Genomic DNA, 25,459 nt, shown 5'->3' with positions numbered 1-25,459 from the left:
AACGTGATGCAGGACGGCTACGACGTCATCGTGGTCGGGGCGGGGTTCTCCGGCTTGACCGCCGCCCGCGACCTCAGCCTGGCCGGGTACCGGGTGCTGGTGCTGGAGGCCAGGGACCGGATCGGCGGGCGCACCTGGTACCGCGAGGACCTCTTCCCCGGCGTCGGCCTGGAGATGGGCGGCACCTGGATCGTGCCCGAGCAGGCCGCGGTCTTCGCCGAGGTCGCCCGGTACGGCATCGCGACCGAGGACAGCGCGCTGCCCAGCCGGATGACCTGGTCCGACGGCGGCCGCGTACTGGACAGCCTGCTGCCGGTGCCCGCCGCCGAACTCGGCGCGCTGGAGCACGGCCTGCGCGCACTGCCGGCCGCGGGGGCACGGCTGGACCTCGACCGCCCGCTGTCCGAGCAGGGGCTGGCCGACCTCGACGTCCCGATCGAGGAATGGGCCGAGCGGGCCGGGCTCACCGGCACGGTCCGGGACCTGATGATCTCCTGGTTCTGCGGGTGCGGCAACGCCCGCGCCGACACCGGGTCCGCGCTGGACATCCTGCGCTGGCTGGCCGCGATGGGGAACTCGGTGTGGGGGATGGTCCAGGCCAGCGTGCTCGGGCACACCTTCACCGACGGCACCAGCTCGCTCGCGCGGGCCATCGCCGCCGACGGCACCGCGACGATCCGGCTCGACTGCCCGGTATCGGTGATCGAGCAAGGTGACGGCGGTGTCCTGGTCCGGCACGACGGCGGTGTCGACTGCGCGCGGCGGGCGCTGGTGACCGTGCCGCTGGGGGTGCTGCGGCGGCTGGAGTTCATGCCCGCCCTCTCCGCGCCGAAACGGGAGATCTCCCGGGAGAACCACGCCGGGCAGGGCCAGAAGATCTGGGCGCTGGCCCGGGGCGTGCCCGAGGACCTCTCCGGCTACGGCTGGCGCACGGCTTTCGATTACGTCGGCGCGATGCGCACCACCGCCGAGGGGGTGCTGCTCGTCTGCTTCGCCCCCGAGCACGACCGGGTGGACGGCGATGACCCCGCGGACGTGCAGCGGGCGGTGCGCGAGTTCGCCCCCGGTGCCGAGGTCCTGCGCACCGCCACCCACCGCTGGGTCGACGACGAATGGTCCCGGGGCACCTGGACCACGTTCCGCGCGGGCCAGATCTCCCGCTACGAAAAGGAACTCGGCCGCAGGGAAGGGCTGGTGCACTTCGGCGGAGCGCACACCGCGCTGCGCTGGCCCGGCTTCATCGACGGCGCGATCGACAGCGGCCGCCGGGCGGCCACCGAGTTGATCGAGGCACTTCGGTGACCGGCCAGGGGACCGGACTCAAACGCGACGCGCTCGGCACCGGCGGAATCGTGTTCCTGGTGGTCTCCGCCGCCGCCCCGCTGACCGTGATGGTGGGTGTGGCGCCGCTGGCGATCATGCTCGGCGGGATCGGCGCACCGGTGGGCTACCTGGTCGCAGGCGCCGTGCTGTGCGTCTTCGCCGCCGCTTTTCTGCCCATGGCGCGTCAGGTGGCCGACGCGGGTGCTTTCTACTCCTACGTCAGCCGCGGCCTCGGTCGCAGCACCGGTGTGGCCGCGGGCATGAGCGCGCTGGTCGCCTACAACGCCTTGCAGATCGGTGTGTTCGGCCTGTTCGCCACCCAGGCGCAGGCGACCCTGCGCGACCTGTTCGGCTGGGAGGTGCCCTGGCCGCTGATCGCGGCCGTCGCGGTGCTGGCGGTGTTCGCACTGGGCTACCGGGGGATCGACGTCGGCGCCAAGGTGCTCGGCGTCCTGCTGGTGGCCGAGACCGGACTGCTGGTGGTGCTGGCCGTCGCGGTGGTGGTGGGCGGCGGCGCGGACGGGCTCGGCGCCGGTTCGTTCACCCCGCAGGCCGTTTCCACCCCGGGGATGGCCGGAGCGCTGGCGATCTGCTTCGCCGCCTTCATGGGCTTCGAGTCGACTGTGCTCTACCGGGAGGAGGCCCGCAATCCACAACGGACCATCCCGAGGGCGACCTACCTCGCGGTCACCTTCATGGCCGTGCTGTACGCGTTCATCGTCTGGGCCGTGGTGCAGGCCTTCGGTGAGAGCGAGGTGGTCAACCTGGCCGGTGCGCACACCGCCGACCTGTTCTTCCTCGCCACCGACCGCTACCTCGGCCCGTGGGCCAGCATCCTGATGAGGATCCTGATCATCACCAGCGTTTACGCCACCCAGCTCGCCTTCCACAACGCGGTCAACCGCTATGTGTACTCGCTGTCCCGCGACCAGGTGCTGCCGCGATCGCTCGGCAGGTTGCATCCCCGGCACCGCTCGCCCTACCGCGCGGGGCTGCTGCAATGCGCGCTGGCGCTGGTCGTCGTGCTGGTGTTCGCGGCGGCGGGCGCCGACCCGTACCGGCATCTTCTGCTGTGGGTCAACACACCCGGGGTGATCGGCGTGCTCGGACTGCAGGTGCTGGTCGCCGTCTCGGCGGGTGTCTTCGTCGCGAGCGGGCGCGCCGGAAGACGGTCACCCGCGGTGCTGGCCACCGCCGTCCTGGCCGCGGCCCTGCTGACCACCGCGCTGGTGCTGGTGATCGCCCACGTCGACGTGCTCACCGCCGCCGGCCCCGCGACCAACACGCTGCTGGTCTGCGTGATGCCGGTGGTGTTCCTGTCCGGCCTCGGGCTGGCGGCCTTGAGCACCCGGCGCCGCGCCAGAACTTCCCCGTCACCGAAGACAAGTTGACCAGGCGGCTGTTGCCGGAGCCGGATGATGCCCGGTGCGGTGGAGTCGTGCAGTAGGTCGGCCTTGTTCGCTGGGTACCGCAACGTCACCACGCTTGTTGCCGCGGCAAGCGCGGTAGTCCGATGCTGAGTGCCGTCAGTGAGTCGACGACCTCGGAGAAGGTGACGATGGTGAGCATGGCCGAAGAAGCCGGGAAGACGATCCGTGCGGCGATCAAACAGTGGCCACAGACCTTGCGGCTGATCAGCCGCACTGGTGGCGTTCACCGTGCCCGTCGCGCTGGTCGTGCTACTGGTAGTGCTGCTGCACCAATGACCAGGCGATATCCGGCATACGTGATCTGTGCGCTCTTCGCAGCGCTCCTTCAGCGGTGTCTTGGCTGCTTCGGCGCCTCATGGGGAGTCCGATTGGCAGGCGGCCAAAGAGAACCAACCCACTGATCATTTAGCATGCTTCCTTGCCTTGCCGGCCAGCTGATATTGCGAGCACGCCCTCCGCTGAACCGAGCCCGTGTTGATCGAGGTCGGCCGCAACTTCCGGAACACGCTAGTGCGCAGTGGTACGTTCGGTGATATGGATGACGATTCGCTCGCTCCCGATGGGGGCCGTAAAGAATCCGATGCCCCGCAACCAGGTGCAGGGGGGTGGCCCGGCCCCGGGATCGGGGCGACTGCCACTGAAAATAGGCAAATGCGGCAGGTGATCGCGCAATCCGCGCAGGCCAGTGTGACGGTGCTGGGACTGAGTAAATATCCTGACGGCCTCGCGATCGAGCTCGAAGCGGCAGCCACGACGGGAGGCGCGGAGCCCGGTGAGGTTCTTCGTACGGCTATGGCGGCACCCGGAGTTGGAACAGGGGTGCCTGACGCGGTGTTACGGTTCGGCATCCACCTCGAAGACGGGCGCACCGCGACCACGCTCGATCACACCATCACCCCGCTGTCCCCGCCGACGGAGCCTTATTTCGCCAGTTTGGGTGGCCCTGGATTTCATATTTCCGGTAATGAACTGACAAGTCAGCAAACTCTCTGGCTATGGCCAAGGTCTGTCGCGGATAAATTCAAGCTCGTAACAGAGTGGCCAATATTTGGCATCCCGGGCGCCATGGTGGTAATTAGCGGAGTGTCGCTGGATATCGAACTTGAGCGAGGTTGATCTCCGCTCGTATTGGCGCGAGACTTGGGGATGGCTCAGGTTGATTTTCGGGTGACATTCCCAGAGCGGCAGGGCAGGCAGTCTTCCTGTCAGCTTTGCCTGCCCTGCCCTGGAAATATGGCGCTGCTACTTCGCCTCGACCGGGGTCAGGAGCGGAGTGGCAGGATCAGGCCGTGCCGTCTTGGTCGACCAGAAATCCCAATACGTGAAGTCGTCTTCGATCACCACGTTGCCGTCATCCTGAATTCCCAGGTGGCACCCGTCCTGCCCGCACCAAAAGGTGGTATTGCTGGCCCACACAGGTTGTCCAGCGCCTGTGTACACGACCAGATTGCCATCATGCTGGAAGTCGACATAGGCTCCGGCCGAGCTCTGCCCGGCGGTCCACACGTGGCCACCGTCTCTCCAGACCTCAAGCAACCCGCGCAGAAGATGAAGCTGCGTGCGCCCATCAGGTGAGGCCACGTAGTTGTTGTCCCACATGCGCCATCCGCCGTAGATCTCGGTCTTGGCGACAAGAGGATTCTCTGCGGATCTCTCTTGCACGCTCGCCGTCGGTACTGATACCGATGGGCTGGCCCCCGCCGACGGCGACGCCAGCAATGAGGTGGTCACCGTCACGAACACGGCCGTTACGCCCAATAGAACCCTGGTTAAGCCTGACTTTCCATGAGAACGCGATGCTGACGACATAATCCTCCTCTTTTGATCTGGAGCAACCAAAAGAAAGTCGGAAACACGCGCAAAGAAGCAAATCAATCTGAGTCCGGTGCTGTTTCTTCATTCAGAAGTAACTTGAATCCCCCGACACGCCAGGACCCTCCCATGACCCACACGTGCTTGGACTCCCCGTCTACCTGTCGACCGTAACTCGCCAGCGCTGCGCGGTAGAACCACCGAACAGGTGACCCTAAACGGCAATCTGTAAAGCTTGTCGTATCTTCGATCTTGTGCGTGAAGGATCTGGGCTGAAGCGAGCCACTACCAGCCAGAGAAGATTCCTCAACGGCTAGGCCGGGTAGGTTTTGGCTGGGTCAGCCGATGAGGGCGCCGGCCAGTGCTTGCCATTCCTTGTGTGGCGTGGCGTTCGGGTCCGTCGGTTGGACGACGAGCACGACCTGGTCGGCGCCCGCTTCGAGGTGGCGTTTCACGCGGGCGGCGATGGTGTCGGTGTCGCCCCAGGCGACCAGGTTGTCGAGCAGGTGGTCGCTGGTCGTGGCGATGTCCTCGTCGGTGAAGCCCATCCGGCGCAGGTTCTGCGGGTAGCCGCCGACCTTGGTCAGGAAGCCGACGGACTCGCGGACGGTGTCCCTGGCCAGTCGCGGATCGCTTTCGAGAACGACGTACTCCATGACGGCCATGCTCGCTTCGTCGCCCAGGATCTGCCGGGCGTGCGCGGTGAACTCCGGGGTCACCAGCAGCGGCAGCGCGCCGGCCGCGCGGTCGCGGGACAGTTCCAGCATCCGCGGGCCCAGTGCCGAGAGCATGCGGGCGCCGGCCGGGACCGGCGGGTCGGCGGCGTCCAAGCTGTCCAGGTAGGTGTTCATGGTGCGCAGCGGGCGGTCGCCGTGCACTCCGCCCAGTCCGGTGATCAGCCGTCCCGGATCGGTGGCCTCGAGGTCGCGGCGCAACGCGACCACGTCCTCGGATGGGTAGCGGCGGGCGGGAATGATCGCGCTGCCGACGGGGACCGCCTCGGTCGCCCGGATGACCTCCCGCAGCGGATCCAGGGTGCTCAGCTGGCCGCCGACGATCCAGAGCGTCGAGTAGCCGAGGTTCTCCAGCATGGCCGCGTCTTCGAGGTGGCCGCCGTCGGCGCGCATGTTCAGGGTCACGCCGATCTGTCCCAGTTCGAGCTGGCGCATCCCGGATGCCTTTCGTAGTCGGGGTCTTCGCTGAACGACGCTAATACCTCAACCTAACCTGAGGTCAAGCGGCGGTTCGGGCAGGTCCTACGGCGCGTTGCTCGGGGTGCGGTGGGCCGCGCGCACTAGAAAGGTGGTGGCTCGTCGGTGATCTTCGGTGGTGGTGGGTCGAGCAGTGGTTCGGGTCTGGTGGTGTAGGTGCGGCCGTTGGGGGTGGTGACCGTTAAATCGGCCGTGTCGGGATCGAAGTCGAAGGTCCAGCCCGGCTCATCCTTCAACCGGTGGTGGTGGCGGCACAGGCAACAGAGGTTGTGCTCGCAGGTGTCCCCATTTTCCGACCACGCCGTGCAATGGTCCGCGTCGCACCGTTGCGCAGGCCGATTACAGCCCGGTGCGCGGCAGGTGCGGTCACGCACCCGAACCAGATCGGCGAGATCGGCTGGTGGCCGGTACCGCTTGCGGCCGATATCCCGGACAGTGCCCGACACCGGATCGGTCAACACCTTCCGCCACACCGATCCCGGCTGGTTCATGAGTTGACGGCCGATCTCACCGGGGATCGGGCCATGGCCGACCAGCTCGCAGCCGTCATCACGGATGCCCAACGCGGTGTCGAGCGGGATGTGGATGAACACCTGAGCCGCCAAGCCTTCCCAGCCTTTGCCGAGCAGCAACTCCGCCAACACATCAGCCCGCAACTGATCCAGCGTGCGAACCTCATCGCCACCGCGGAGCTTCCGCGCCAGCATGTCGATCCGGGCATACACGGCGGTCGCGATTTCGACCGGGAGGTAGGCCCAGAGTGAGGCCATCGCGTCGGGCTCGTGGTGCAACTCGACACGGCGCTGCTTACGCCGGGCCTCCGTCCGCGCCTGCTGGCCTTCGGGATCGAGACTCGCCACCACTCGAGTGACCGTTTTACGCCAGTTGCTGGGATTCTTCTCACCGATACGACCAGCCAGAATCTCATCCGCCTGACGGGCCAATTCATCGGACAATACCGCCACGCCATCAAAGGCTTGACGAGCCTTCTCGATATCCAACTCGCCCTCGGTCATCGCGGCCAACAGACACGGCATCCGCGACACCAGCGCTTTCGCCAAGGCGACCCGGGTTGCGGTCGTGTCACGGGACAACCGCAACTCCGGCGCCAACTCATCGGCCACCCACCGCGCACCACCACGGGCCCGGCTGACCTGCGCGATCGCCTGAGCCTGCACCGCCTGCATACGACAGATCGCCCGCCGAGCCGAGATCACCACCCCCACCGCCTGCGACACATCAAGCCGCTCAATCGACGCCTTATTCATCGACGACAACCAATCCGGCGGTAACATACTGAAATCAACAAACAACATGCGAACCCCCGTAGTTTGAATGTACCTCCATAATACCGCCGAACCCCGACAAAAACCGGCCACACCCGAACACGAAAGAGGGAAAACGCAGTCATGCGCTCATTGGATCCCTTTCAGGAACGGGATGATCGCGTCGATGAAGTGCTCGTTCCGGTCGCCGGCCACCATGTGCCCCGCGTCGGCCACGTCGACGCGCCGTGCGTTGGGAACCTCGTCGCAGAACTCGGTGGCGATGTCGTCGCGCACCACGTCGCTGATTCCGCCGCGGACGAGCAGGACCGGCACTTCGGTGTGGCGTGCGGCGCGGAGGAGGCGTTGCGCCATCCCGGGCGGGTCCATCCGGCCCTCGAAGTTGTCCAGGATGCGGGGATCCCAGTGCCAGACCCAGCGATCGCCGTGGCGTCGCAGGTTGTTCCGGATCCGGTCGGGGTCCTCCGGAGGTGGGCGGTGCGGCAGGTAGGCCGACACCGCCGCGGCCGCTTCTTCGACGCTGGCGAACCCGTCCGGTCGCTGGCGCATGAACTCGACGATCCGGTGCGCCCCACGGGGATCCGGCCGGTGGGCGACGTCGACGAGCGCCAGCGCGCGAATCGCCGCGCCGGGTGCCTCGCCGGCGGCGAGCAGCGCACTCAGGCCGCCGAGCGAGGCACCGACGAGTACCGGCCGGTCGCCGAGTTCGGTGACGAGCGCCCGGACGTCCCCGGCCAACAGTTCGAGGTCGTAGTCGCCATCGGCCGACCACTGGCTGGTGCCGTGCCCGCGCAGGTCCGGGGCGACGACCCGCCAGCCCAGCGCGGCCAGCCGAGGGCCGGTCCGGTCCCAGGCGTGCCGGGTCTGGCCGCCGCCGTGCAGCAGGAGTAGAGGTGGCGATGACGCTTCGCCCCACACATCGGCCGTGAGCAGGATTCCGTCGTGGCCAAGGAAACGCCGGGGCGGCGCGCCGGCCGTCATACCGCATCCCGGGTTCGCAGCGGCGCCAGCAACCGGTCGCGATGGGCATCGGTGGCCGCCGCGGCGAGCGCGACGTCCAGCGCGAACAGGGCATGTGCGAGGAACCGGTCGTCGTCGATCAGGCCGGCGACCCACTGATGCAGCGCACCCACGCACGAGGTGGCGACTGAGGCGGCCAGCGCGTCGGTGTTGATGTCGGCGCGCAGGACGCCCTGCGCCCGTGCCTCCGCGATCGCCTGGCGGAGCTGGGTGAGCGGGCTGCGGTCGAGCACGAGGCCGCTGTCCTCCCACTCGCGCACCATGCGACGCGACACGACCGGGTCGCCCGCGAACAGCCCGACGGTCGACCTGACGACCTCCCGCGGGTCACCGGCTCCCCGCGCCGCCAGGCGGCGTTCGAGCTCGTCCATGAATCCGGCGGCGAGCGCCTGCCAGATCTTGTCGCGCGGCCCGATCAGGTTGTACACGGTGGCCGGGGCGACTTCCGCTCGCTCGGCGATCCGTTCGGTGCTGATCACCGCTTCCGGGCCGTCCCGCAGGAGTTCCCGCGTCGCATCGAGGATCCGGACCCGACGCTGGGCCTTGTGCTGCGCACGCAGACCCCCTTCGACCGTTCCCATCCGTGCCCGCCCCTCCAGCTAATTTATAGAGCACTCTAAATTTAGAGAACTCTCTGAGTATCGTCAAGGCCGAGGCTTGGGATCGGTCCCGCGCGGTGCCCGTAACCTGTGCGACGTGCGAAGCGGAGTCGGGGGCCGGTCAACGGTGGTGGCGGCGGTCGCGGTGCTGCTGGCGGCCTGTGGGGCGGACCCTGGCGGCGGTGAGGACGCCGACCGCTGGCGGACCGACTACGTCAGTGCGTCGCGGGCGATGTCCCTGTGGAACCTGGTCGCCGTGTCCGCGGACGAGGGCTGGGCGGTGGCGATGGAACACAACGCCGAATCGACCGTCTACACCTTGCTGCACCGCGATGGCGCCGACTGGCAGAACGCCCCGATGCCGCCCGCCCTGCGGTGGGAAGGGGGTGCGGAGATCAGCGAGCTGGCGGCCTCCGGCCCGGACAACGTGTGGCTGTTCGGGCGCCTGGCCGCGGACGAGATCGCCAGGGATCCCCAGCAGGGGGCGATGCGCTGGGACGGGCAGCGGTGGATCCGGATGGCCGCCGACTTCACCGTGCGCGAGGCCGTGGCCGTGGCACCCGATGACGTGTGGGCGCTCGACGCGTCGACACCGGAACCGGTCGCGCATCACTGGGACGGCGCGAGGTGGGACGCCACGGCGTTGCCCGCGGACCACCTCGATTCGCTCGCCGCCAGTGGCCAGGACGACGTCTGGGCGTCGGGACAGGCCGGTGGCCAGCCCGCGATCGCGCACTTCGACGGCCAGCGGTGGCAGCCGATGGAGGTGCCCGAGTTCCCGCTCGCCGAGGGAGAGACAGCCAGGATTTCCGACATCGTGAGCGTCTCCCGCGACGAGGCATGGGCGTTCGGCGCGGTCACCGCCACCGCGACGACCGCGGGACCCGACCAGTCCTACACGGCGTTCGCGCTGCGCTGGAACGGCGAAGCGTGGCAGAAGCAACCCGACGCGTTCGACAACTCCGAGAAACAGACCCCGCCGAACTCGGCCCTGCTGGCGACCGGCGACGGCGCGGGTGGTTTCGTGCTGGCCAGTGCGTTCGGCACGGAACAGCACCGCACGCGCGAGGGTGCCCGCCGGGTGATCAGGGATCCGGAACCGGTCGCCGGCCGCACCGACGAGATCACCGAGGTGGACCGCAGGCAGCACGTCGAGCTGCACGACCTCCAGCTCGTGCCCGGCACCCGGGAGATCTGGGGCGTTGGCGCGGTCGGCGTCTCCCCGCTGCCGCCCGGCGAGCAGTACACCCGCGGAGTCGTCGTCTCCTATTCCGCTGACCGCTGACACACGGCACCGGCGCCGTCGGGCGGGTGTCAGGCCGTGCCGATGGCGAACACGTGCAGGTCCTTGTTCACCGGCAGCGTCACCGTGGCCACCCGCTTCCCCGCCGGCACGTCGAACGGTGCGGTCGCGTAGACGAACGCAGGGCCGGCTTGCCCCTTGGGCTGGTTGTGGTGGTCTGCGCGGGCGACGACGGTATTGCCGAACACCGGCGCATCGCCGCCGCCTGGCTGAATCCAGTCACCGAAGGACAGATCGGCCCGCGCGGTGCTGCCATCGGTGAAGGTGACGGTCGCGGTGCCGCGATGGTCGCCGTGGGTGGCTGAGCCGACGAACAGCAGCCGCTTGCCCGCGCCGGCGGAGACGACCTGTCCGTTCGCGAGCACGTTGTCCTTGCGTCCCACCGGAACCGACGCCCAGGTCACCGTCGTCCCGCTGACCGAAACCGTGGCACCTGGCGTCAACCCGGCCGCGGCGAGTGCTTGGCGGGAGTAGCTGTGGTCGGCACCGTCGAAATCGGCATGGCCGGTATCCGTGTCCTCCGAAACGCCCACGTTCCCGTATGCGGCGGGGAGGCTTCCCTTCGGCGCGACCAGCACGATCACCGAGGCCCGCACCGGTTCACCACCGCTGCCCCGCACCGTCACCGGGATCTCGTGGTACCCCGGCGCCATCCCCGGTGATGCGGTGACCGTGAACTTCGCGCTGCCCGCACCCGTGCTCCCGTCGAGCGGCACCCGTGGCAGACCTCGCACCTCCAGCCCGACCGGCGGCGTCGTGGTCACCCGCAGTTCCCGATCGGGCCCGCCGAGCCGCTGACCGTGCACAGTGAACTCTCCGGAGCCGCCGGGTTCGACGGTGACCTGGTTCGGCGTCGCCGACGCGAGGAAGGGACGTTCGCCCTCGCGGTAGGACGGGGGAGCGGAGTGCACCGCCCAGCGCTTGTCCGGGGTGGCGGCGAGCGAGAAGTCCAACCGTCCGCCGGTGCGTACGATGTCCTGCGGCAGGGAGGTGCGCTCCCAGTTCCGGCCGTCGAGGGCGAGTCCGTGCACGTACGGCGTGCTTGCCGACGCCTTCGGTGCGCGGATGTCGAGCTCGCCGCCGGGCAGGTCCAGCACGGCGCGCTCGAACAACGGGCTGTGCACGCTCAGGTCGGCGGTTCCCGGTGTGGCCGGATAGAGCCCGAGCGCGGCCCATACGTACCACGACGACTGCGCGCCGAGGTCATCGTTGCCCGGCTCACCGTCCGGGGTCGCGGAGAACAGGGTGGTCGCGATCTTCCGCACGGCCGCCTGCGCCTTCCACGGCTGCCCGAGGTGGTTGTACAGCCACGGCACCCCGAAGTCGGGTTCGTTGCCCGCCCACATGTACGGCTCGTTCGGGCCGACGTTGAGCTTGGTGAAGAACTCGTCGAGGCGCGCGGCGGCGGCCGCCCTCCCGCCCATCGCGGTGATCAGGCCCGCCGAGTTCTGCGGCACGAGCCAGTTGTACTGCGCCGCGTTGCCCTCGTCGAACCCGTCCTGGCCGAACTTCCCCGGCGGCGGGGGCTGGTAGGCGGGCCCGTCCGGGAAGCGGCCGTACTCGTCGCGCGGCTGGAGGTACCCGGTCGACGGGTTGAGGAGGTGCTGCCAGTTCTGGCCGCGGCGGGTGAAGTCCCGCGCGGTGTCCCGATCGCCCGCGGCCTTCGCGAGCTGGGCGATGGCGAAGTCGTCGATCGCCCATTCCAGCGTGGTGGACGCGCCGACGCGGGCGTGGTCGCCGCGCGACTCGTTGTTGTTCGGCAGGTAGCCGCGCGCGACGTAGCTCTCGATCCCGCGCCGTTCCTGGTACGCGCCGGGCGTGTGGTCCACCGTGGTAGCGCCCTTGACGAGGTACTTCAGCGCGGTGTCGAGGTCGAAGTCGCGCGCACCGAAGGCGTGCAGGTTCGCGATGAGCGGCACCGAGTTGTCGCCGGTCATCTGGCCGGTGTAGTCGTTGGCCATCGGCCACCTCGGCCACCAGCCGCCCTGCACGGCGTCGTTGACCAGCGACTGCGCCATGTCGCTCGCCTGGTCGGGGAACAGCATCGCGTGCAGCGGCGCGAGCGAGCGGTAGGTGTCCCAGTCGGAGAAGTTCGCGTACTGGGTGCGTCCTGGCGGCAGGGTGCGGATCTTGTCGTCGAAGCCGATGTAGCGGCCGTCGACGTCGTTGAACGTGTTGGGGTGCATCAGCGAGTGGTAGAGCGCGGTGTAGAAGGTCTTGAGCTGCGCGGTGTCTCGCCCGGCGACCTTGATCTTGCCCAGTGCGTCGGACCAGCGGGCGCGGGTGTCGTCCCGAACGGCCCGCGGCTCCCAGCCGGGCACCTCCGCGGCCAGGTTCGCCTTCGCCCCATCGACGTCCACATAGGACATGGACACCTTCGCGCGCACCACGCCGCCGCCGAAGGTCAGGTACGCGCCCGCCTTCGGTGAGTCCACAGTGGAAGATCCGGGGGTGACCTCGGCGCCGTCCCAGGTGCCGTGCGCGGTGAAGGGCTGGTCGAAGGTGATCGCGTAGTAGACCTTGTACTTGTTGTCCTTCCCGCAGAACTTCCCGGTGGTCGCGGACCCGGTGACCTCGCGGTCGCCGTTGATCGTCAGCTCGGCCTGCGAGTTGCCGGCCAGGCTCGCGCCGCCCTTCACCAGCACCTGCCGCGCGCCGTCTGCGGGGAAGGTGAACGTGGCCAGGCCGGTGCGGGTGGTCGCGGTCAGCTCGGCGCGCACCTTCGAATCGGCGAGCGTCACCGCGTAGTAGCCCGGCTCGGCCTGCTCACCGTCGTGCGAGAAACGCTCGACGCGGTCCCACGGCGCCGCTCCGACGTCACCGGTAACGGGCAGCAGCGGCACATCGCCGAAGGCGTGGCAGCCGACCGAGGCGTGGTTGAGGCTGAACCCGCGGATCTGATCGCTGTGGTACTGGTAGCCGGCGTAGGAGCCCTTGGTGTCCGGCGAGAACTGCATCATCCCGAACGGCACCGCCGCGCCGGGGAAGTTGTTGATCTCGCCGACCGAGCTGCCCCCAGTCCCGGTCCCGATGAACGGGTCCACGTACGCGGCGGGGTCCGCCACCAGCGGCGCGTCGCCCGGCGCCGCCGAAGCCGAGGACACCCCGGTCGTCACCAGCACCGCCGACGCGAACACCACACCGAGCCGCTTGCGAAACCCCATCCGAGCCTCCCGAGTCGAAGCGCTTCGCTGGAGACCATCGCGCCCGTCCCGATCGTCGGTCAAGGCTTTGACAAAGATCTGACCGCCCCACGCGGGAATCCGGAAGCCTCGGTGATTTTTGTAATGTGCGTGCCAATGTCTGGAAAACTTGTGTCCGTGCCCTACTTTCGTATTCGGTCAGAGGGTTCGGAACTTGTCTTTCGCACGCCGCACCGGTACTGTTTTTCAGGCATCATGACAACGTTGTCATGATGCCTTTGTCCAACGGCGGGAAAGGGCAGCGGAATGCGATCTATTCTCACATTTGCCGTGGTGACCGTCCTGGTCGCGACGGTCGCCAGTGCGCCAACGGCTGCCGCCGATCCCGAACCCGCCGACGACCTCGCCGGCTCGGTGAACCCGTTCATCGGCACCACGAACGCGGGCAACGTCTACCCGGGTGCGGTGCGCCCGTTCGGCATGTTGTCCTTCAGCCCCACCACGACGAAGGGGGATCAGACCTCCGCCGGGGCGGCCGGTGGCTACCAGTACGACGTGACCAGGATCCGCGGGTTCGGGCTGACCCACCTGAACGGGACCGGCTGCACCCCAGGCGCCTCGGGCGACATCCCGATCATGCCGTTCGCCGGCGAGGTCAACTCCTCGCCGTCGGCGGACGTCAAGGACCAGCGCTACGCCAGCGATTTCAGCCACGCCGAGGAATCGGCGGAACCCGGCCACTACCGGATCGGGCTGGCGTCCGGGGTGGGCGTGGACCTGACCGCGACCGACCGCACCGGGTCCGGCCGGTTCACCTTTCCCGATGGGCAGCCGGCGAACCTGTTGTTCCGCACCTCGAACTCCCTGGCCGGCAGCGGAAACGCGGAGGTGCGCATCGACCCGTCCGGTCGGCGGGTGACCGGTTCGGTGGACGGCGGCGGATTCTGCGGAAAGACCTCCGGTGGTGAGTTCAACCAGCGCGCCTACTACCGGGTGCACTTCGTCGCCGAGTTCGACCAGCCGATCACCGGCTACGGCACCTGGGTCGACGGAAAGCTGCAACCCGGTAGCACCGCCGCGACGGGCGGTGAAGGGTTCACGCCCGAACAGCGGAAGGGCAAGGGTTCCGGCGGGTACGTTGGCTTCGAGACCGGCCCGGACCGGGCGGTCGGCATGCGGGTCGGCATCTCCTACGTGAGCCAGACCGGCGCGGAAGCCAACCTGCGCGCGGAGAACCCCGCGGGGACGAGCTTCGACGCGGTCCGCGCGGACGCACGGCAGGCGTGGGAGCGGGCGCTGAGCCGGATCCAGGTCGGCGGTGGCAGCCCGGCCCAGCGGCGGGTGTTCTACACCGCGCTGTACCACGCGCTGCTGCAGCCGAGCCTGTTCAACGACGTCACCGGCGAGTACCTCGGTTCGGACCTGCGCACCTACCGGCTCTCGCCGGGTCAGCACGCGCAGTACTCCACCTTCTCCGGCTGGGACGTGTACCGGGCCCAAGTGCAGCTGCTCGCCTTGCTGGAGCCGCGGATCGCCGGCGACTACGCGCAGTCCCTGCTCAACTTCGCCGACCAGCGCGGCGGCGAATGGGACCGCTGGCTGCACAACAACGGCAAGACCGCGGTGATGTCCGGCGACCCCTCCGCGCCGTCCGTCGCCGGCATGTACGCCTTCGGTGCCACCAACTTCGACGTGCGGCGGGCGTATGCCTCGTTGGTGCAGGCGGCCACCGTGCCGACCGCGAACGACCTGTCTGACCAGGGCTGTCCGGTCCAGTGCGTCGGTCAGCGACCTTCGCTGGATCGCTACCAGCGGATCGGCTACGTGCCGTCGGACGACTGCCACTGCTGGGGCGGCGCGGCGGAAACCCTGGAGGACGCCACCGCCGACTACGCCATCGCCGAACTGGCGAAACAGTTGGGGGACAAGGAGAACCAGCAAACATTCGGTGAACGTGCCGGGAACTGGCGCAACGTCTTCGACCCGAAGGCGGCCGGCCTGGACGGCCTGGACGGCTATGCCCGCAACCGCGCCTCGGACGGCACCTGGGCGCCGGACTTCAGCCCGGGCACCGATGAGGGCTTCGTGGAGGGGACCAGCGCCCAGTACACCTGGATGGTCTACCACGACATGTCCGGCCTCACCGAGGCGATGGGCGGCCGGGAACGCGCGGCCCGCCGGCTGGACGGCTTCTTCCACCGGCCGGACGGGAGCTGGGACCTCACCGGCAAGGACCCGACCCGGTTCGACGCTGGCAACGAACCCAGCATCCAGACCCCGTGGCTGTACAACTATCTGGGCCGGCCGTACCGAACCCAGGAGACGCTGCGCGAGATCGTCCGGACACTGTGGACGGACGGCACCGGCGGCATCCCCGGCAACGACGATCTGGGCACCATGTCGTCCTGGTACGTGTGGACCGCGCTGGGGCTGTACCCGCAGAACCCCAGCCGCGCCGAACTGGTGCTGTCCGCGCCCCTGTTCCCGCGAGCGGAGATCCACCGCGACGGCGGGCGGAACATCGTGGTGACCGCACCGACGGCCGCCGAGAACACCAAGTACCTTCACGGGCTGCGGGTCAACGGCAAGCTCTCGACCCGGCCGTGGGTGCCGGACTCGCTGGTGCGCGACGGTGGGCAGCTGGACTTCGACCTCGCCACGACACCCGATCAGGCCTGGGGTTCCTCCCCTTCGGACGCACCTCCCGGCTAGCGCGTCGTGAAAGGACGGTCGAACGGGGCGGTAACGGCCATCGGATCGGTCGGTGTGGTCGGCTGCGACGGGCGGGCCAGTGCGGCTGCACCTAAGCTCCCTGGTCGGGTGTCTGGTGTGGTGCGTGATGGTGTGGAGTGGGGCATGGCGGACGGGGTGCGTGGGCTGCCGGTACGGCTGGCCGGCTACGTGGGGCGGCATTGCGAGGTCGCCGCGCTGGGGAAGCTGCTGGGCAGTGAGCGGTTGGTGACGGTGGTCGGCCCACCCGGGGTGGGCAAGACCCGGCTGGCTGCGCGGGTGGCGGCCGAGTCGGCGGGCATGCCGGACGGGGTGGTGTTCGTCGAGCTGGCCGAGTTGGCCGATGCCGGGCTGGTGGCGAACACGGTCGCGGTGACGCTCGGCTTGCGCGGCCAGGCGGGGGCCGAGGGGCGGATGCTGGTGGACTCGTTGCGGGATCGGCGGATGCTGCTGGTGCTGGACAACTGCGAGCACCTTGTCGATGCCTGTGCCGAGCTGGCCGCCGCGGTGATGCGGGCCTGTCCAGGAGTGGTGGTGCTGGCCACCAGCAGGCAGCCGCTCGCCGTGGCCGGTGAACATCTTCTCGAGCTGGCGCCGCTGGCGGTGCCGGATCCGGACCGGATCGGGTCGGCGGCCGAACTCGAGCGCTACGACTCGGTGTCGCTGTTCGCCGACCGGGTCCGGGCGGTCCTGCCGTCCTTCGAGATCACCGAGGACAACTATCGGGATGTCGCCAGGCTGGTCCACGGGCTGGAGGGGCTGCCGCTGGCGATCGAGCTGGCCGCCGTCCGCGTCCGGTCGCTGTCGGTACGGCAGCTGGCCGGCCGGCTCGGTACCCGATTGTCGCTGCTGACCAGCGCCACCCGCTCCGTCCCGGAACGGCAGCGCACCCTGCGCGGCACGGTGGACTGGAGCTACGGGCTGTGCACCCCGGGCGAGCAGCTGGTGTGGGCACGGGCCTCGGTGTTCGCCGGATCGTTCGACCTGGACGCGGCCGAGCGGGTGTGCGGTGGTGCCGGGGTCGAGCCGGAAGCGGTGCTGGACCTGATCGACGGCCTGGTCGACAAGTCGGTGCTGGCCGCGCAGGAGCACGACGGTGAGCTTCGGTACCGCATGCTGGAGACGTTGCGGGAGTACGGCCGGGAGCAGTTGTCCGCCGAGTCCGCCGGGGAGCTGCCGCGGGTGGGCCGGCGGCATCGGGACTGCTACGCCGCCAGGGCCGGTCGTGTGCGCGATGCGGAGGGGACAGCGGACACGTTGCCGCTGTGCCACCGGTTGTGGCCGGACCACCCGAACCTGCGGGTCGCCATCGAGTTCTGCCTGAGCACCCCGGGCGAGGCCGACGCCGGTATCGCGATGACGACCGACCTGCACCTGTACTGGCAGATGTGGCGCCTGCTCGCCGAAGCCCGGACCTGGCTGGACCGCCTGCTGCCGAACGCCGCACCCGACGGGCCGCGGGTGTGCCGGGCAATGCTGTACAACGCCGACTACTGCGTGCACGAAGGCGCCTTGGAACGTGGTGCCGAGCTGGTGGCCGAAGCGAACGATCTCGCGACCCGCCTTGGTGACGAACCCTTGATGGCCCGCGCCAAGTTCACCACCGGCTTCCTCGCCGAGTGCCGGGGCGAGCCCGGCCGCGCCGCCGGGATCTTTTCGGCCGCGGTGGACGGGTTTCGCGCGGCCGGTGACCGGCGAGGAGAGCTCGTCGCCCTCGACCACCAAGGTTGGAGCACCGGCTTCTCCGGCGACCCGGACCGCGGCAGGGCGCTGCTGCGGGAAGGCGTGGCGCGCTGCACCGAGTACGGCGACCTGTACGCCCGGCTATACTTCCTGGCCGGGCTGACCATGATCGAGGCCGAGTTCGGTGCCGCGGCCGCCGCCGCGCGCTGTCTGCGGGATCTGGCGGCGGCCACCGAGGAAACCGGACTGGATCGGTGGGACGTCGAATGGCTCTCCAGCGCCGGCTGGGTCGCCGGCCGCCTCGGTGAGCACGCTCGCGCGGCCACCCTGTACGGGATCACCGAAACCGCCTGCCGCGTCCAGGGCATTGCCATGCACACGCTGGCCGCCTTCGAGACCCCGAACGCCCGGCACGTCCAGCGCACCCGCGAAGCCCTCGGCGACCACGAGTTCGACCGGCATTTCGCGGCCGGCGCGGCGATGCCCGAACGCGACGCGCTGCACTACGTTCTCGGCTACTCCCCAGTCGACCCACCAGACGGCGCCCATTCGCTCACCAGGCGGCAACGCGAGATCGCCGAACTCGTCCGTCAGGGCCTGACCAACCGCCAGATCGCCGCGCGGCTCGTCATCTCCCTGCGCACCGCGGAAACCCACGTCGCGCACATCATGACCAAACTCGGCTGCACCAGCCGGGCCCAGATCGCGGTCTGGGCCACCCGCCGGAAAAACCCCGATGGGGATCGCCGGGGAGACTAGACGAGAAGGGAATGCGCTTTTTCCCTCTTTCGTGTTTTAGCGGGGGCGGTTTTTGTCGGGGTTCGGCGGTATTATGGAGGTACATTCGAAAGTACGGGGGTTCGCGTGTTGTATGTTGATTTCAGTATGTTACCGCCGGATTGGTTGTCGTCGATGAATGCGGCGTCGATTGAGCGGCTTGATGTGTCGCAGGCGGTGGGGGTGGTGATCTCGGCTCGGCGGGTGATCTGTCGTATGCAGGCGGTGCAGGCCCGTGCGATCGCGCAGGTCAGCCGGGCTCGTGGTGGTGCGCGGTGGGTGGCGGATGAGTTGGCGCCGGAGTTGCGGTTGTCCCGTGAAACGACCGCGACCCGGGTAGCCTTGGCGAAAGCGCTGGTGTCGCGGATGCCGTGTCTGTTGGCCGCGATGACCGAGGGCGAGCTGGATATCGAAAAGGCCCGTCAAGCCTTCGATGGCGTGGCGGTGTTGTCGGATGAATTGGCCCGTCAGGCGGATGAGATTCTGGCTGGTCGTATCGGTGAGAAGAATCCCAGCAACTGGCGGAAAACGGTCACTCGCGTGGTCGCGGCCCTCGACCCCGAAGGCCAGCAGGCGCGGGCTGAAGCCCGCAGGAAGCAACGCCGCGTCGAGTTACACCACGAGCCCGACGCGATGGCCTCACTCTGGGCGTATCTCCCGGTCGAAATCGCGACCGCGGTATATGCCCGGATCGACATGCTGGCCCGGAAGCTTCGGGGTGGCGATGAAACCCGCACGATGGATCAGTTGCGGGCTGATGTGTTGGCGGAGTTGCTGCTCGGTAAGGGTTGGGAGGGCTTGGCGGCTCAGGTGTTCATCCACATCCCCCTCGACACCGCGTTGGGTATCCGCGACGACGGCTGCGAGCTGGTCGGTCATGGCCCGATCCCCGGTGAGATCGGCCGCCAGCTCATGAACCAACCCGGATCGGTGTGGCGGAAAGTGCTGACCGACCCGGTTTCAGGCACTGTCCGCGATATCGGCCGCAAGAGGTATCGGCCACCGGCGGACTTGGCCGAGTTGGTCCGGGTGCGTGACCGCACCTGCCGGGCACCCGGCTGCAACCGGCCCGCGCAACGCTGCGACACGGACCACTGCACCGAGTGGTCGCAAAACGGGGACACCTGCGAACACAACCTGTGCTGCCTGTGCCGCCACCACCACGGCCTGAAGGACGAGCCCGGCTGGACCTTCGAGTTCGACCCCGAAACGGCCGATTTAACGGTCACTACCCCGACTGGCCGCAGCTACTCGACCAGACCGGAGCCGCTCGTCGACCCACCGCTACCACCGAAGGTCGACGACGAGCCGCCACCCTTCTAGCTCTCCGGCTCATGTTCTGTTGTGGTGGTCCCGCCGGTGGTGGTCGGTGTGTCTGTGGGCGGAAGTCGGGATACTCCGAACGGCAAACTCGCCGACCGGAATGGCCAACTCGCCGACCGGAACGGCAAACTCGCCGAGCGGCTGGGTCAGCCGACCTTCATGGACACAGCGCTAGTTCGGGTTCTGCGCGTGGGTGAGGGTCTGCCAGGCGACGAACAGGTTGTTCGTGCCGGCCGGGCGCCGGTCCTCGGTGAGCCGCTGGGTGTTCGGCATGGTGATGCCCAGCCTGGTGTTCAAATGGTTGAAGCCGATCTCGGTGACCGGGCCGAGCCCGCGGTGGATGGTGCCGCCGCACAGCCACGACGGCGCGGCTTCGCCGAGTTCGTACCGCGCCTGGAAACCGAGCGCGGTCCGCAGCCGGTCGCCGATCTCCGGGTACAGGTCCTGGCCCTGGATCCGGGTGGTCTCGGCGAAAGCGGCGATGGACGCGATGCCGTACCCGGTGTGCGTGAAGTCGCGGCAGGTCTCCTGGGTCAGCCCTTCGACGAAGGTGCTCTGGCCCTGCCAGTACCGGACGATCTCGTCGCGGGTGTCGATTCCGCTGCCCGGCGGGGCCTTCGGCAGCGCGCCGTCACCCGGCAGGTAGACGAAGGCGGGCACCCTGGTGCGGTACTTGGCCACCGCCCGGTCGTAGGCGGAGCGGTCCTCCAGGAACACCGCGATCCCGAGCGAGGCCTCCATCATGGTCAGTTCCCAGTTGCCATTGGAGGTGGCGTGCCCGCCGATCACCTTCGGCAGGTAGACCTCGCGCAGCATGGTGCCGAACCGGCCGGCGCCGGCCCAGCCGGAATAGGTGTACCGGATGATCTCGGCGGCCTTGGTCCAGGATGCCCCGGCCCACGCGGTCTGCAGTGGAGCGTTGCTGTTGGTGTGGTCCCTGATCGTCGCCGACCAGGCGTCCATGATCGCGATCGCCTTGTCGGCGTACCGGGCGTCCTGGGTGAGGTACCAGCTCAGCGCCAGGGTGTATGCGGCGATCGCGTCTTCGCGCTCGTCGGTGCAGCCGATGTTCGGCTTCGAGTACGGGCCGCATTCGACCACGGCACGGGGCTTCGGGGTGCGGGAAAGGGAGTTGTACGGGCTCGACGACAGCTGGTCGTACGCGCCGCGCCACGGCTGCGCGCCGGCGTTCACCTTCCCGCGGATGAAGTCCAGCTGCGGCCGGCTGACTTGCACGCCGGGATGGGTGAAGGTCGGGGGTGCGGCCGGTTCCGGCGTCGCACTGGCCGGCGGGCCCGAGGCGGCCAGCAGCACGGCGAGAACCAGGACGGTGAGCTTTCCGCTGCCACGGGACCTGAACATCCGCACTCCTCGGGAACGTCCGGTGGCGGCGGATCGTCCGACTTTAGTTGTCTAGACCTTATTGGGTCAAGAGGGCGAGAACGCGGCCAGCTCGGCCAGATACCGGTCCTTGACCGCGTTCGGCAGCCAGGCGATTTCGAACGCGTTTCGCTCCAGCAGCCGCACGTCCTCCAGCGACAGCGGGAGCGCTTCGTGCAGGGCGAGCAGGTTCTCCGTGACGTAGCCGCTGAAGTAGGCGGGGTCGTCGGAGTTCACCGTGACCAGGATGCCGAGGTCGAGCATCCGCCGGATCGCGCGGTGGCCGAGGTCGCCGCGCACGTAGCCGTTGGAGATCGGGCATACGGTCAGGCCGAGCCCGCGCCCGGCGATCTCGGCCTGCAGCGCCGGGTCGTCCAGCGCGTTGACCCCGTGGTCGATCCGGTCCACCCCGATCACGTCCAGGCACTGGCGGATGTGCTCGGTCGAGTTCTCCTGGTCCACATCGCAGTGCATGGTCAGGAAGTAGCCCTCCGCGCGTGCCCTGGCGAAGACCTCCGCGAACTTCACCGGCGGATTGCCCTTCTCATCCGAATCGAGCCCGACACCGATGATCCATTCCTTGTAGGGCAAGGATTCCATCAGGGTGGCCATCGCGTACTCGGCGGAGAAGTCGCGGAGGAAGCACAGGATCAGCTCGGCCCGCAGGCCGAGCAGCCGGCGCGCGTCGAGCATCGCCCGGCGCAGCCCGCCGAGCACGGTGGCGAACGGGACACCGCGGGACGTGTGCGCCTGCGGGTCGAAGAAGATCTCGGCATAGCGCACGTTCTGCGCCCGCGCCTTGATCAGGTACGCCCAGGCCAGATCGTAGAAGTCCTGCTCGGTCAGCAGCACCGCCATGCCCTCGTAGTAGATCTTGAGGAAGGACGGCAGGTCGTGGAAGTCGTACGCGGCCCGCATTTCGGCCGCGTCCGCGTAGGGGAGGGTGAGGTGGTTGCGCGCGGCGAGGGCGAACTTCAGCTCAGGTTCCAGGGTGCCCTCGATGTGCAGGTGCAGCTCGCACTTGGGCACGCCGGTGATGAACTCGGTCAGCTCGGTCATGCGGACATCCTCCAATGTTCTCCCCCGGCGATCCAGCATCGGTCTGATCGCCGGGACGGTGCGCGGAGCAGTACACCGCTCGGCGGATTGTGCTTTTCGGCGGGCTTCAGCACGATGAGTGCGCCTGTCAAGGACATCCAGGGGAGGGGCCCAAGCATGGCGATACCCACCGAGCCCATCGGCAGTATTCCCAGACCGGATTTTCTGCTCCGAGGTTTCGGTGCTCTCGCCGAGGGAGAAATCACCGGAAAAGATCTTGAATCCTTGCAGGAGCGCGCGCTCACCGACACGCTCGGCCGATTCCTGGAAACGGGTTCGCCAGTGGTCACCGACGGTGAGCAGGGCAAACCGAGTTTCGTCACCTACCCGCTGGCCGGCATGACGTCGCTGGCCCCGGACGGTGCGGTGATCCCGTTCGCGGACGGGCACACCCGGCAGCTGCCCAGGCTCACCGGCGGGCCCTTCCGGTATGGCGCGTACGCGGTGGAATACCTGCGCAAGGCGCAGCAGCACACGGATCTCCCGGTCAAACAGGCGGTGATCGCGCCTTCCGCGCTCAGCCTGCTCTACCCGGCGGACGGTATTCCCGGGTACCCGAGGGCGGAGTTCATCGACGACCTGGCGCGCGAAAGCGAGAAGGATATCCGGCAGTGCCTTGACGCCGGTGCCGCCGCGGTCCAGCTCGATTTCACCGAAGGCAGGCTGTCGCTCAAGCTCGACCCTTCCGGTGAGCTGCTCGGCTCGTTCGTCGAGCTGAACAACCTCGTCCTGGCGCGGTTCTCCGAGGCGGAACGCCGTCGGATCGGGGTGCACACCTGCCCCGGCGGCGACCAGGACTCCGTGCACAGCCTCGACGTGGACTACGCCGAGCTGCTGCCCCGGCTGTTCGAGCTGCGGGCCGGCAACTTCTACCTCCAGCTGGCCAGTGAACCCGACCGGGCCAGGGTGCTCAAGGTGGTTCGCGACCACGCGGCCGAGGACCAGCGGATCTTCATCGGCGTGATCGACCCGATCGACCCCAGGGTGGAGAGCGCCGAGGAGGTCCGCGACCGCGTGCTGGAGGCCGCCGAGTACATCCCGCCGGCCCGGCTGGGCACCTGTGACGACTGCGGCTTCTCGCCGTTCGCGGACGACACGTCCACCTCGCGCGACACCGCCTTCGCCAAGATCGCGGCCAGGGTGGCGGGCACCGGGCTCGCCGCCTCGGCGCTAGGCGTCTGAGCCGGCGAAGAACAGCAGCCCGGCGGCGGCGATCTCCACCCAGAAGTAGAACCAGATCGGGTAGAACGCCGTCGGCCGGTCCAGCAGCCTGGACACGATCCGGCCGAAAGCCATCCCGGCCAGCGCGGCCGCCACCGCGAGCGTCGCACCGGCCCGGATACCGCCGGGGTCGAACGCGGCCGCGCCCAGCACGGCCGCCACGGCGACCCCGAAACCGCCGTAGACCGCGCGGATCTCCGAGCGGCTCTCCGGGGTGTCGATGGTGATCCGGAACGGCCGGGCCAGTGCGGCCGGTGCGGCGAGCGCGTACACCCCCATGCCGAGGAAGAAAAGCCCGACGGCGATGATCACTGCGACGGCCACGTACGCTCCTGGGGACTGTCCTGATGGGAGGCCAGGATGACACCCGAGGCCGCGCTCGCGCTTCCAGAAACCTGCTGCCCGGCCCTGTGGCTGTGGCCGGGGCAGGCGATGTACGCCGGGCCGTCGCTGGACCTCGGCCGACATTCGGGCTCGGTGTCCTGCTTCGCGCTCGGGGTGGACGACTCCTTCTCGGTGCGCACCGCCAGGCACGACCTCGAAGCCACTCGCAGTGCGCTGATCGCGCCCCGGCTGCCGCACCGGCTGGTCTCCCGCGGCGGGCGGATGGTGTTCTGCTACCTGGACCCGGCCTCCGACCGCGAGCGGACCTGCCGGCTCCGGATGACCGCCGGGGACGGGCAGCTCGGGTCCGGTCACGCCGAGCAGGACGCGCTGATCCGGCTGGGCGCGCGGCTCACCACTGATACCGCGGACGCCGGGCACTGGCTGGAACTGGCCGCGCCGGCCGGGACCGGTGCGGCGGACGCCCGCATCCAGGACGCGGCGCGGCGGCTGCGCGAACAGCCGAACCCCGCGTTGCCCGCCGCCGCGCTGGCCTCCGCCGCGGGCCTGTCCACCTCCCGGTTCCTGCACCTGTTCCGGGAGCACACCGGTACCAGCTTCCGCCGCTACCGGCTGTGGGCGCGGATGCTGCGGGCCGGCACCGTGCTGGCGGGCGGCGGCGATCTCACCTCGGCCGCGGCCGAGGCCGGGTTCGCCAGCCCGTCACACTTCAGCGACAGCTTCCACGCCATGTTCGGCCTGCCGCCCAGCCGCCTGCTCGCCGCCGGCGTCACCATCCGGATCGAGCCTCAGAACTTGGGCACGGCGACGGCGTTGTAGGTGGTCGTCGGCTCCGGCGGGGTGGTGAACCGCGCGTTCACCAGATAGAACCGGTTCCGCCAGGCGGCGACGGTCGCGGGCACGTCGAAGCCGGGCGAGGTGCGGCGTTCGAGCACCTCGGCGGTGCGCCCGTCGGCGCTGAGCTCGAGCTTGGCGAGCAGGTTCAGCCGGTTCTGCACCACGTACAGCCGCCTGCCTTCGCGAAGCTGTCCGTCGTTCGACGGCAGTGCCTCGCCGCCGAGATCGACCGCCTCGGTGACACCGGTGGTCGGGTCGGCGCGGAAGAGCTGCCCGGTGTTGGACTGCCCGATCAGCAGTCCCTCGCCGTCGGGGGTGGTGACGATCCCGTTCACGTTCGTGGCACCGGGCACCACCACCAGGTCCCCGGTCAGCGGCAGCGTCCGCACCGCGTCCTGGCCGGGGAGTTCACCGTGGCGGCCCAGCGGCAGCCGGTACAGCACCGGCTTCCGGGAGTCGGTGAACCAGACCGCGTCGCGGGTGAGCACCAGGTCGTTGACGAAGGTGTCGGTGTCGGCGAACCGGTAGCTGGCCAGCACGGTGCCATCGCGCGCGTCGATCACCCTGGCGTCCCCGCCGGTGCCGCCGGCGACGAACAGCCTGCCGTGCGCGGAATCCACCTTGATGCCGAGCGACGGCGTGCCGGGGCCGGGGGAGAGCAGCCTGCCCTTGCCGGTGCGCAGGTCGACCTGCTGGATCCGGCCGTCCACCCGGGAGCCGAAGTACGCCGTGGGCCAGGCGCCGATCGCGATGCCCTCCGGCTGGAATCCGGCCGGCAGCGCCAACTCGCCCGGATGGCCCAGTGGCCGGGCTTCGGCCGGTGAAACCAGGAACGCGGCGGAAAGTCCCGCCGCGAGTGTTGCCATGACCAGCCGAAAACCGCGTCTCATTGCAGACCCCATTCGCTTGTCGGGGTTGCCATCGTCGCGTCTTACCTC

20 protein-coding genes are annotated in these 25,459 nt (G+C 68.9%); 9 read left to right on the top strand and 11 right to left on the bottom strand.

Features of this window, described 5'->3' with window-relative positions; translation table 11 throughout:
* Window positions 1–6 precede the first annotated feature (6 nt).
* Window positions 7–1,302 (top strand): flavin monoamine oxidase family protein, encoded by a 1,296-nt coding sequence (locus tag AMYNI_RS0100580; protein ID WP_040406321.1) that lies wholly within the window; start codon window positions 7–9, stop codon window positions 1,300–1,302.
* The gene (locus AMYNI_RS0100575) at window positions 1,299–2,714 is read left to right on the top strand and encodes an APC family permease (RefSeq protein ID WP_020666008.1); all 1,416 of its coding nucleotides are present in this window, start codon (window positions 1,299–1,301) and stop codon (window positions 2,712–2,714) included. Before AMYNI_RS0100580 ends, AMYNI_RS0100575 begins: the two co-directional genes overlap by 4 nt.
* Window positions 2,715–2,799: 85 nt before the next feature.
* On the opposite strand, the gene AMYNI_RS48740 is transcribed toward AMYNI_RS0100575, so the two are convergent.
* Entirely contained in the window at window positions 2,800–2,967 is a 168-nt protein-coding gene (locus AMYNI_RS48740) for a hypothetical protein (protein ID WP_020666007.1), read from the bottom strand.
* Between the two features lie 437 nt (window positions 2,968–3,404).
* Here AMYNI_RS48740 and AMYNI_RS48735 point away from each other — a divergent pair, with 437 nt between their 5' ends.
* Window positions 3,405–3,869 carry a hypothetical protein gene (locus AMYNI_RS48735; protein ID WP_157357205.1) on the top strand — a complete coding sequence of 155 codons (465 nt, stop codon included), beginning with the start codon at window positions 3,405–3,407 and terminating at the stop codon, window positions 3,867–3,869.
* 126 nt (window positions 3,870–3,995) lie between these two features.
* On the opposite strand, the gene AMYNI_RS47885 is transcribed toward AMYNI_RS48735, so the two are convergent.
* From AMYNI_RS47885 to AMYNI_RS0100545, 5 genes are all read right to left on the bottom strand, one after another.
* Window positions 3,996–4,490, bottom strand: coding sequence for a hypothetical protein (locus AMYNI_RS47885; protein WP_169515683.1), 495 nt, complete (start codon window positions 4,488–4,490; stop codon window positions 3,996–3,998).
* 413 nt (window positions 4,491–4,903) lie between these two features.
* Complete coding sequence (locus tag AMYNI_RS0100560) at window positions 4,904–5,734, bottom strand: TIGR03620 family F420-dependent LLM class oxidoreductase (RefSeq protein ID WP_020666005.1); 831 nt, start codon at window positions 5,732–5,734, stop codon at window positions 4,904–4,906.
* Between the two features lie 125 nt (window positions 5,735–5,859).
* A complete protein-coding gene (locus tag AMYNI_RS47880) occupies window positions 5,860–7,092 on the bottom strand; it encodes an HNH endonuclease signature motif containing protein (protein ID WP_020666004.1) in 1,233 nt (410 codons plus the stop codon).
* A 99-nt stretch (window positions 7,093–7,191) separates the two neighbouring features.
* Complete coding sequence (locus tag AMYNI_RS0100550) at window positions 7,192–8,043, bottom strand: alpha/beta fold hydrolase (protein WP_020666003.1); 852 nt, start codon at window positions 8,041–8,043, stop codon at window positions 7,192–7,194.
* The gene (locus AMYNI_RS0100545; RefSeq protein WP_020666002.1) at window positions 8,040–8,663 is read right to left on the bottom strand and encodes a TetR/AcrR family transcriptional regulator; all 624 of its coding nucleotides are present in this window, start codon (window positions 8,661–8,663) and stop codon (window positions 8,040–8,042) included. Before AMYNI_RS0100545 ends, AMYNI_RS0100550 begins: the two co-directional genes overlap by 4 nt.
* Window positions 8,664–8,778: 115 nt before the next feature.
* On the opposite strand from AMYNI_RS0100545, the gene AMYNI_RS0100540 reads away from it, so the two are divergent.
* A complete protein-coding gene (locus AMYNI_RS0100540; protein WP_157357204.1) occupies window positions 8,779–9,966 on the top strand; it encodes a hypothetical protein in 1,188 nt (395 codons plus the stop codon).
* A 29-nt stretch (window positions 9,967–9,995) separates the two neighbouring features.
* Here the strand turns inward: AMYNI_RS0100540 and AMYNI_RS0100535 are convergent, their stop codons facing one another.
* On the bottom strand, window positions 9,996–13,148 hold the full coding sequence (locus AMYNI_RS0100535; RefSeq protein ID WP_020666000.1) for a GH92 family glycosyl hydrolase: 3,153 nt from the start codon (window positions 13,146–13,148) through the stop codon (window positions 9,996–9,998).
* 312 nt (window positions 13,149–13,460) lie between these two features.
* Between AMYNI_RS0100535 and AMYNI_RS0100530 the strand changes: the two genes are divergently transcribed.
* The 3 genes from AMYNI_RS0100530 to AMYNI_RS0100520 all read left to right on the top strand — a co-directional run bounded on the left by AMYNI_RS0100530 (window position 13,461) and on the right by AMYNI_RS0100520 (window position 19,640).
* Window positions 13,461–15,839 (top strand): GH92 family glycosyl hydrolase, encoded by a 2,379-nt coding sequence (locus tag AMYNI_RS0100530; RefSeq protein WP_245573839.1) that lies wholly within the window; start codon window positions 13,461–13,463, stop codon window positions 15,837–15,839.
* A 117-nt stretch (window positions 15,840–15,956) separates the two neighbouring features.
* Window positions 15,957–18,299: an ATP-binding protein gene (locus AMYNI_RS0100525; protein WP_157357203.1), complete on the top strand. Its 2,343-nt coding sequence runs from the start codon at window positions 15,957–15,959 to the stop codon at window positions 18,297–18,299.
* A gap of 153 nt (window positions 18,300–18,452) precedes the next feature.
* Window positions 18,453–19,640 (top strand): HNH endonuclease signature motif containing protein, encoded by a 1,188-nt coding sequence (locus tag AMYNI_RS0100520; protein WP_084628623.1) that lies wholly within the window; start codon window positions 18,453–18,455, stop codon window positions 19,638–19,640.
* 171 nt (window positions 19,641–19,811) lie between these two features.
* On the opposite strand, the gene AMYNI_RS0100515 is transcribed toward AMYNI_RS0100520, so the two are convergent.
* The gene (locus AMYNI_RS0100515; RefSeq protein ID WP_020665996.1) at window positions 19,812–21,002 is read right to left on the bottom strand and encodes an alginate lyase family protein; all 1,191 of its coding nucleotides are present in this window, start codon (window positions 21,000–21,002) and stop codon (window positions 19,812–19,814) included.
* Window positions 21,003–21,068: 66 nt separating this feature from the next.
* On the bottom strand, window positions 21,069–22,079 hold the full coding sequence (locus AMYNI_RS0100510) for an adenosine deaminase (protein WP_020665995.1): 1,011 nt from the start codon (window positions 22,077–22,079) through the stop codon (window positions 21,069–21,071).
* A gap of 156 nt (window positions 22,080–22,235) precedes the next feature.
* Here AMYNI_RS0100510 and AMYNI_RS0100505 point away from each other — a divergent pair, with 156 nt between their 5' ends.
* Window positions 22,236–23,300 carry a cobalamin-independent methionine synthase II family protein gene (locus tag AMYNI_RS0100505; RefSeq protein ID WP_026359901.1) on the top strand — a complete coding sequence of 355 codons (1,065 nt, stop codon included), beginning with the start codon at window positions 22,236–22,238 and terminating at the stop codon, window positions 23,298–23,300.
* Here AMYNI_RS0100505 and AMYNI_RS0100500 read toward each other — a convergent pair.
* Window positions 23,289–23,663, bottom strand: coding sequence for a DUF4345 family protein (locus tag AMYNI_RS0100500; RefSeq protein WP_020665993.1), 375 nt, complete (start codon window positions 23,661–23,663; stop codon window positions 23,289–23,291). The genes AMYNI_RS0100505 and AMYNI_RS0100500 overlap by 12 nt on opposite strands.
* Before the next feature lie 36 nt (window positions 23,664–23,699).
* Between AMYNI_RS0100500 and AMYNI_RS0100495 the strand changes: the two genes are divergently transcribed.
* Window positions 23,700–24,503 (top strand): helix-turn-helix domain-containing protein, encoded by an 804-nt coding sequence (locus AMYNI_RS0100495; protein WP_020665992.1) that lies wholly within the window; start codon window positions 23,700–23,702, stop codon window positions 24,501–24,503.
* Here AMYNI_RS0100495 and AMYNI_RS0100490 read toward each other — a convergent pair.
* Window positions 24,473–25,387 carry an NHL repeat-containing protein gene (locus AMYNI_RS0100490; RefSeq protein ID WP_020665991.1) on the bottom strand — a complete coding sequence of 305 codons (915 nt, stop codon included), beginning with the start codon at window positions 25,385–25,387 and terminating at the stop codon, window positions 24,473–24,475. The two genes, AMYNI_RS0100495 and AMYNI_RS0100490, sit on opposite strands and share 31 nt — an antisense overlap.
* Window positions 25,388–25,459: the final 72 nt, after the last annotated feature.

This window comes from Amycolatopsis nigrescens CSC17Ta-90 (assembly GCF_000384315.1).
In the GTDB taxonomy this organism is placed as follows: Bacteria; Actinomycetota; Actinomycetes; order Mycobacteriales; family Pseudonocardiaceae; genus Amycolatopsis; species Amycolatopsis nigrescens.
Note: the sequence above shows the minus strand (reverse complement) of the source record. Positions and strands in the feature narration are given on the sequence as shown.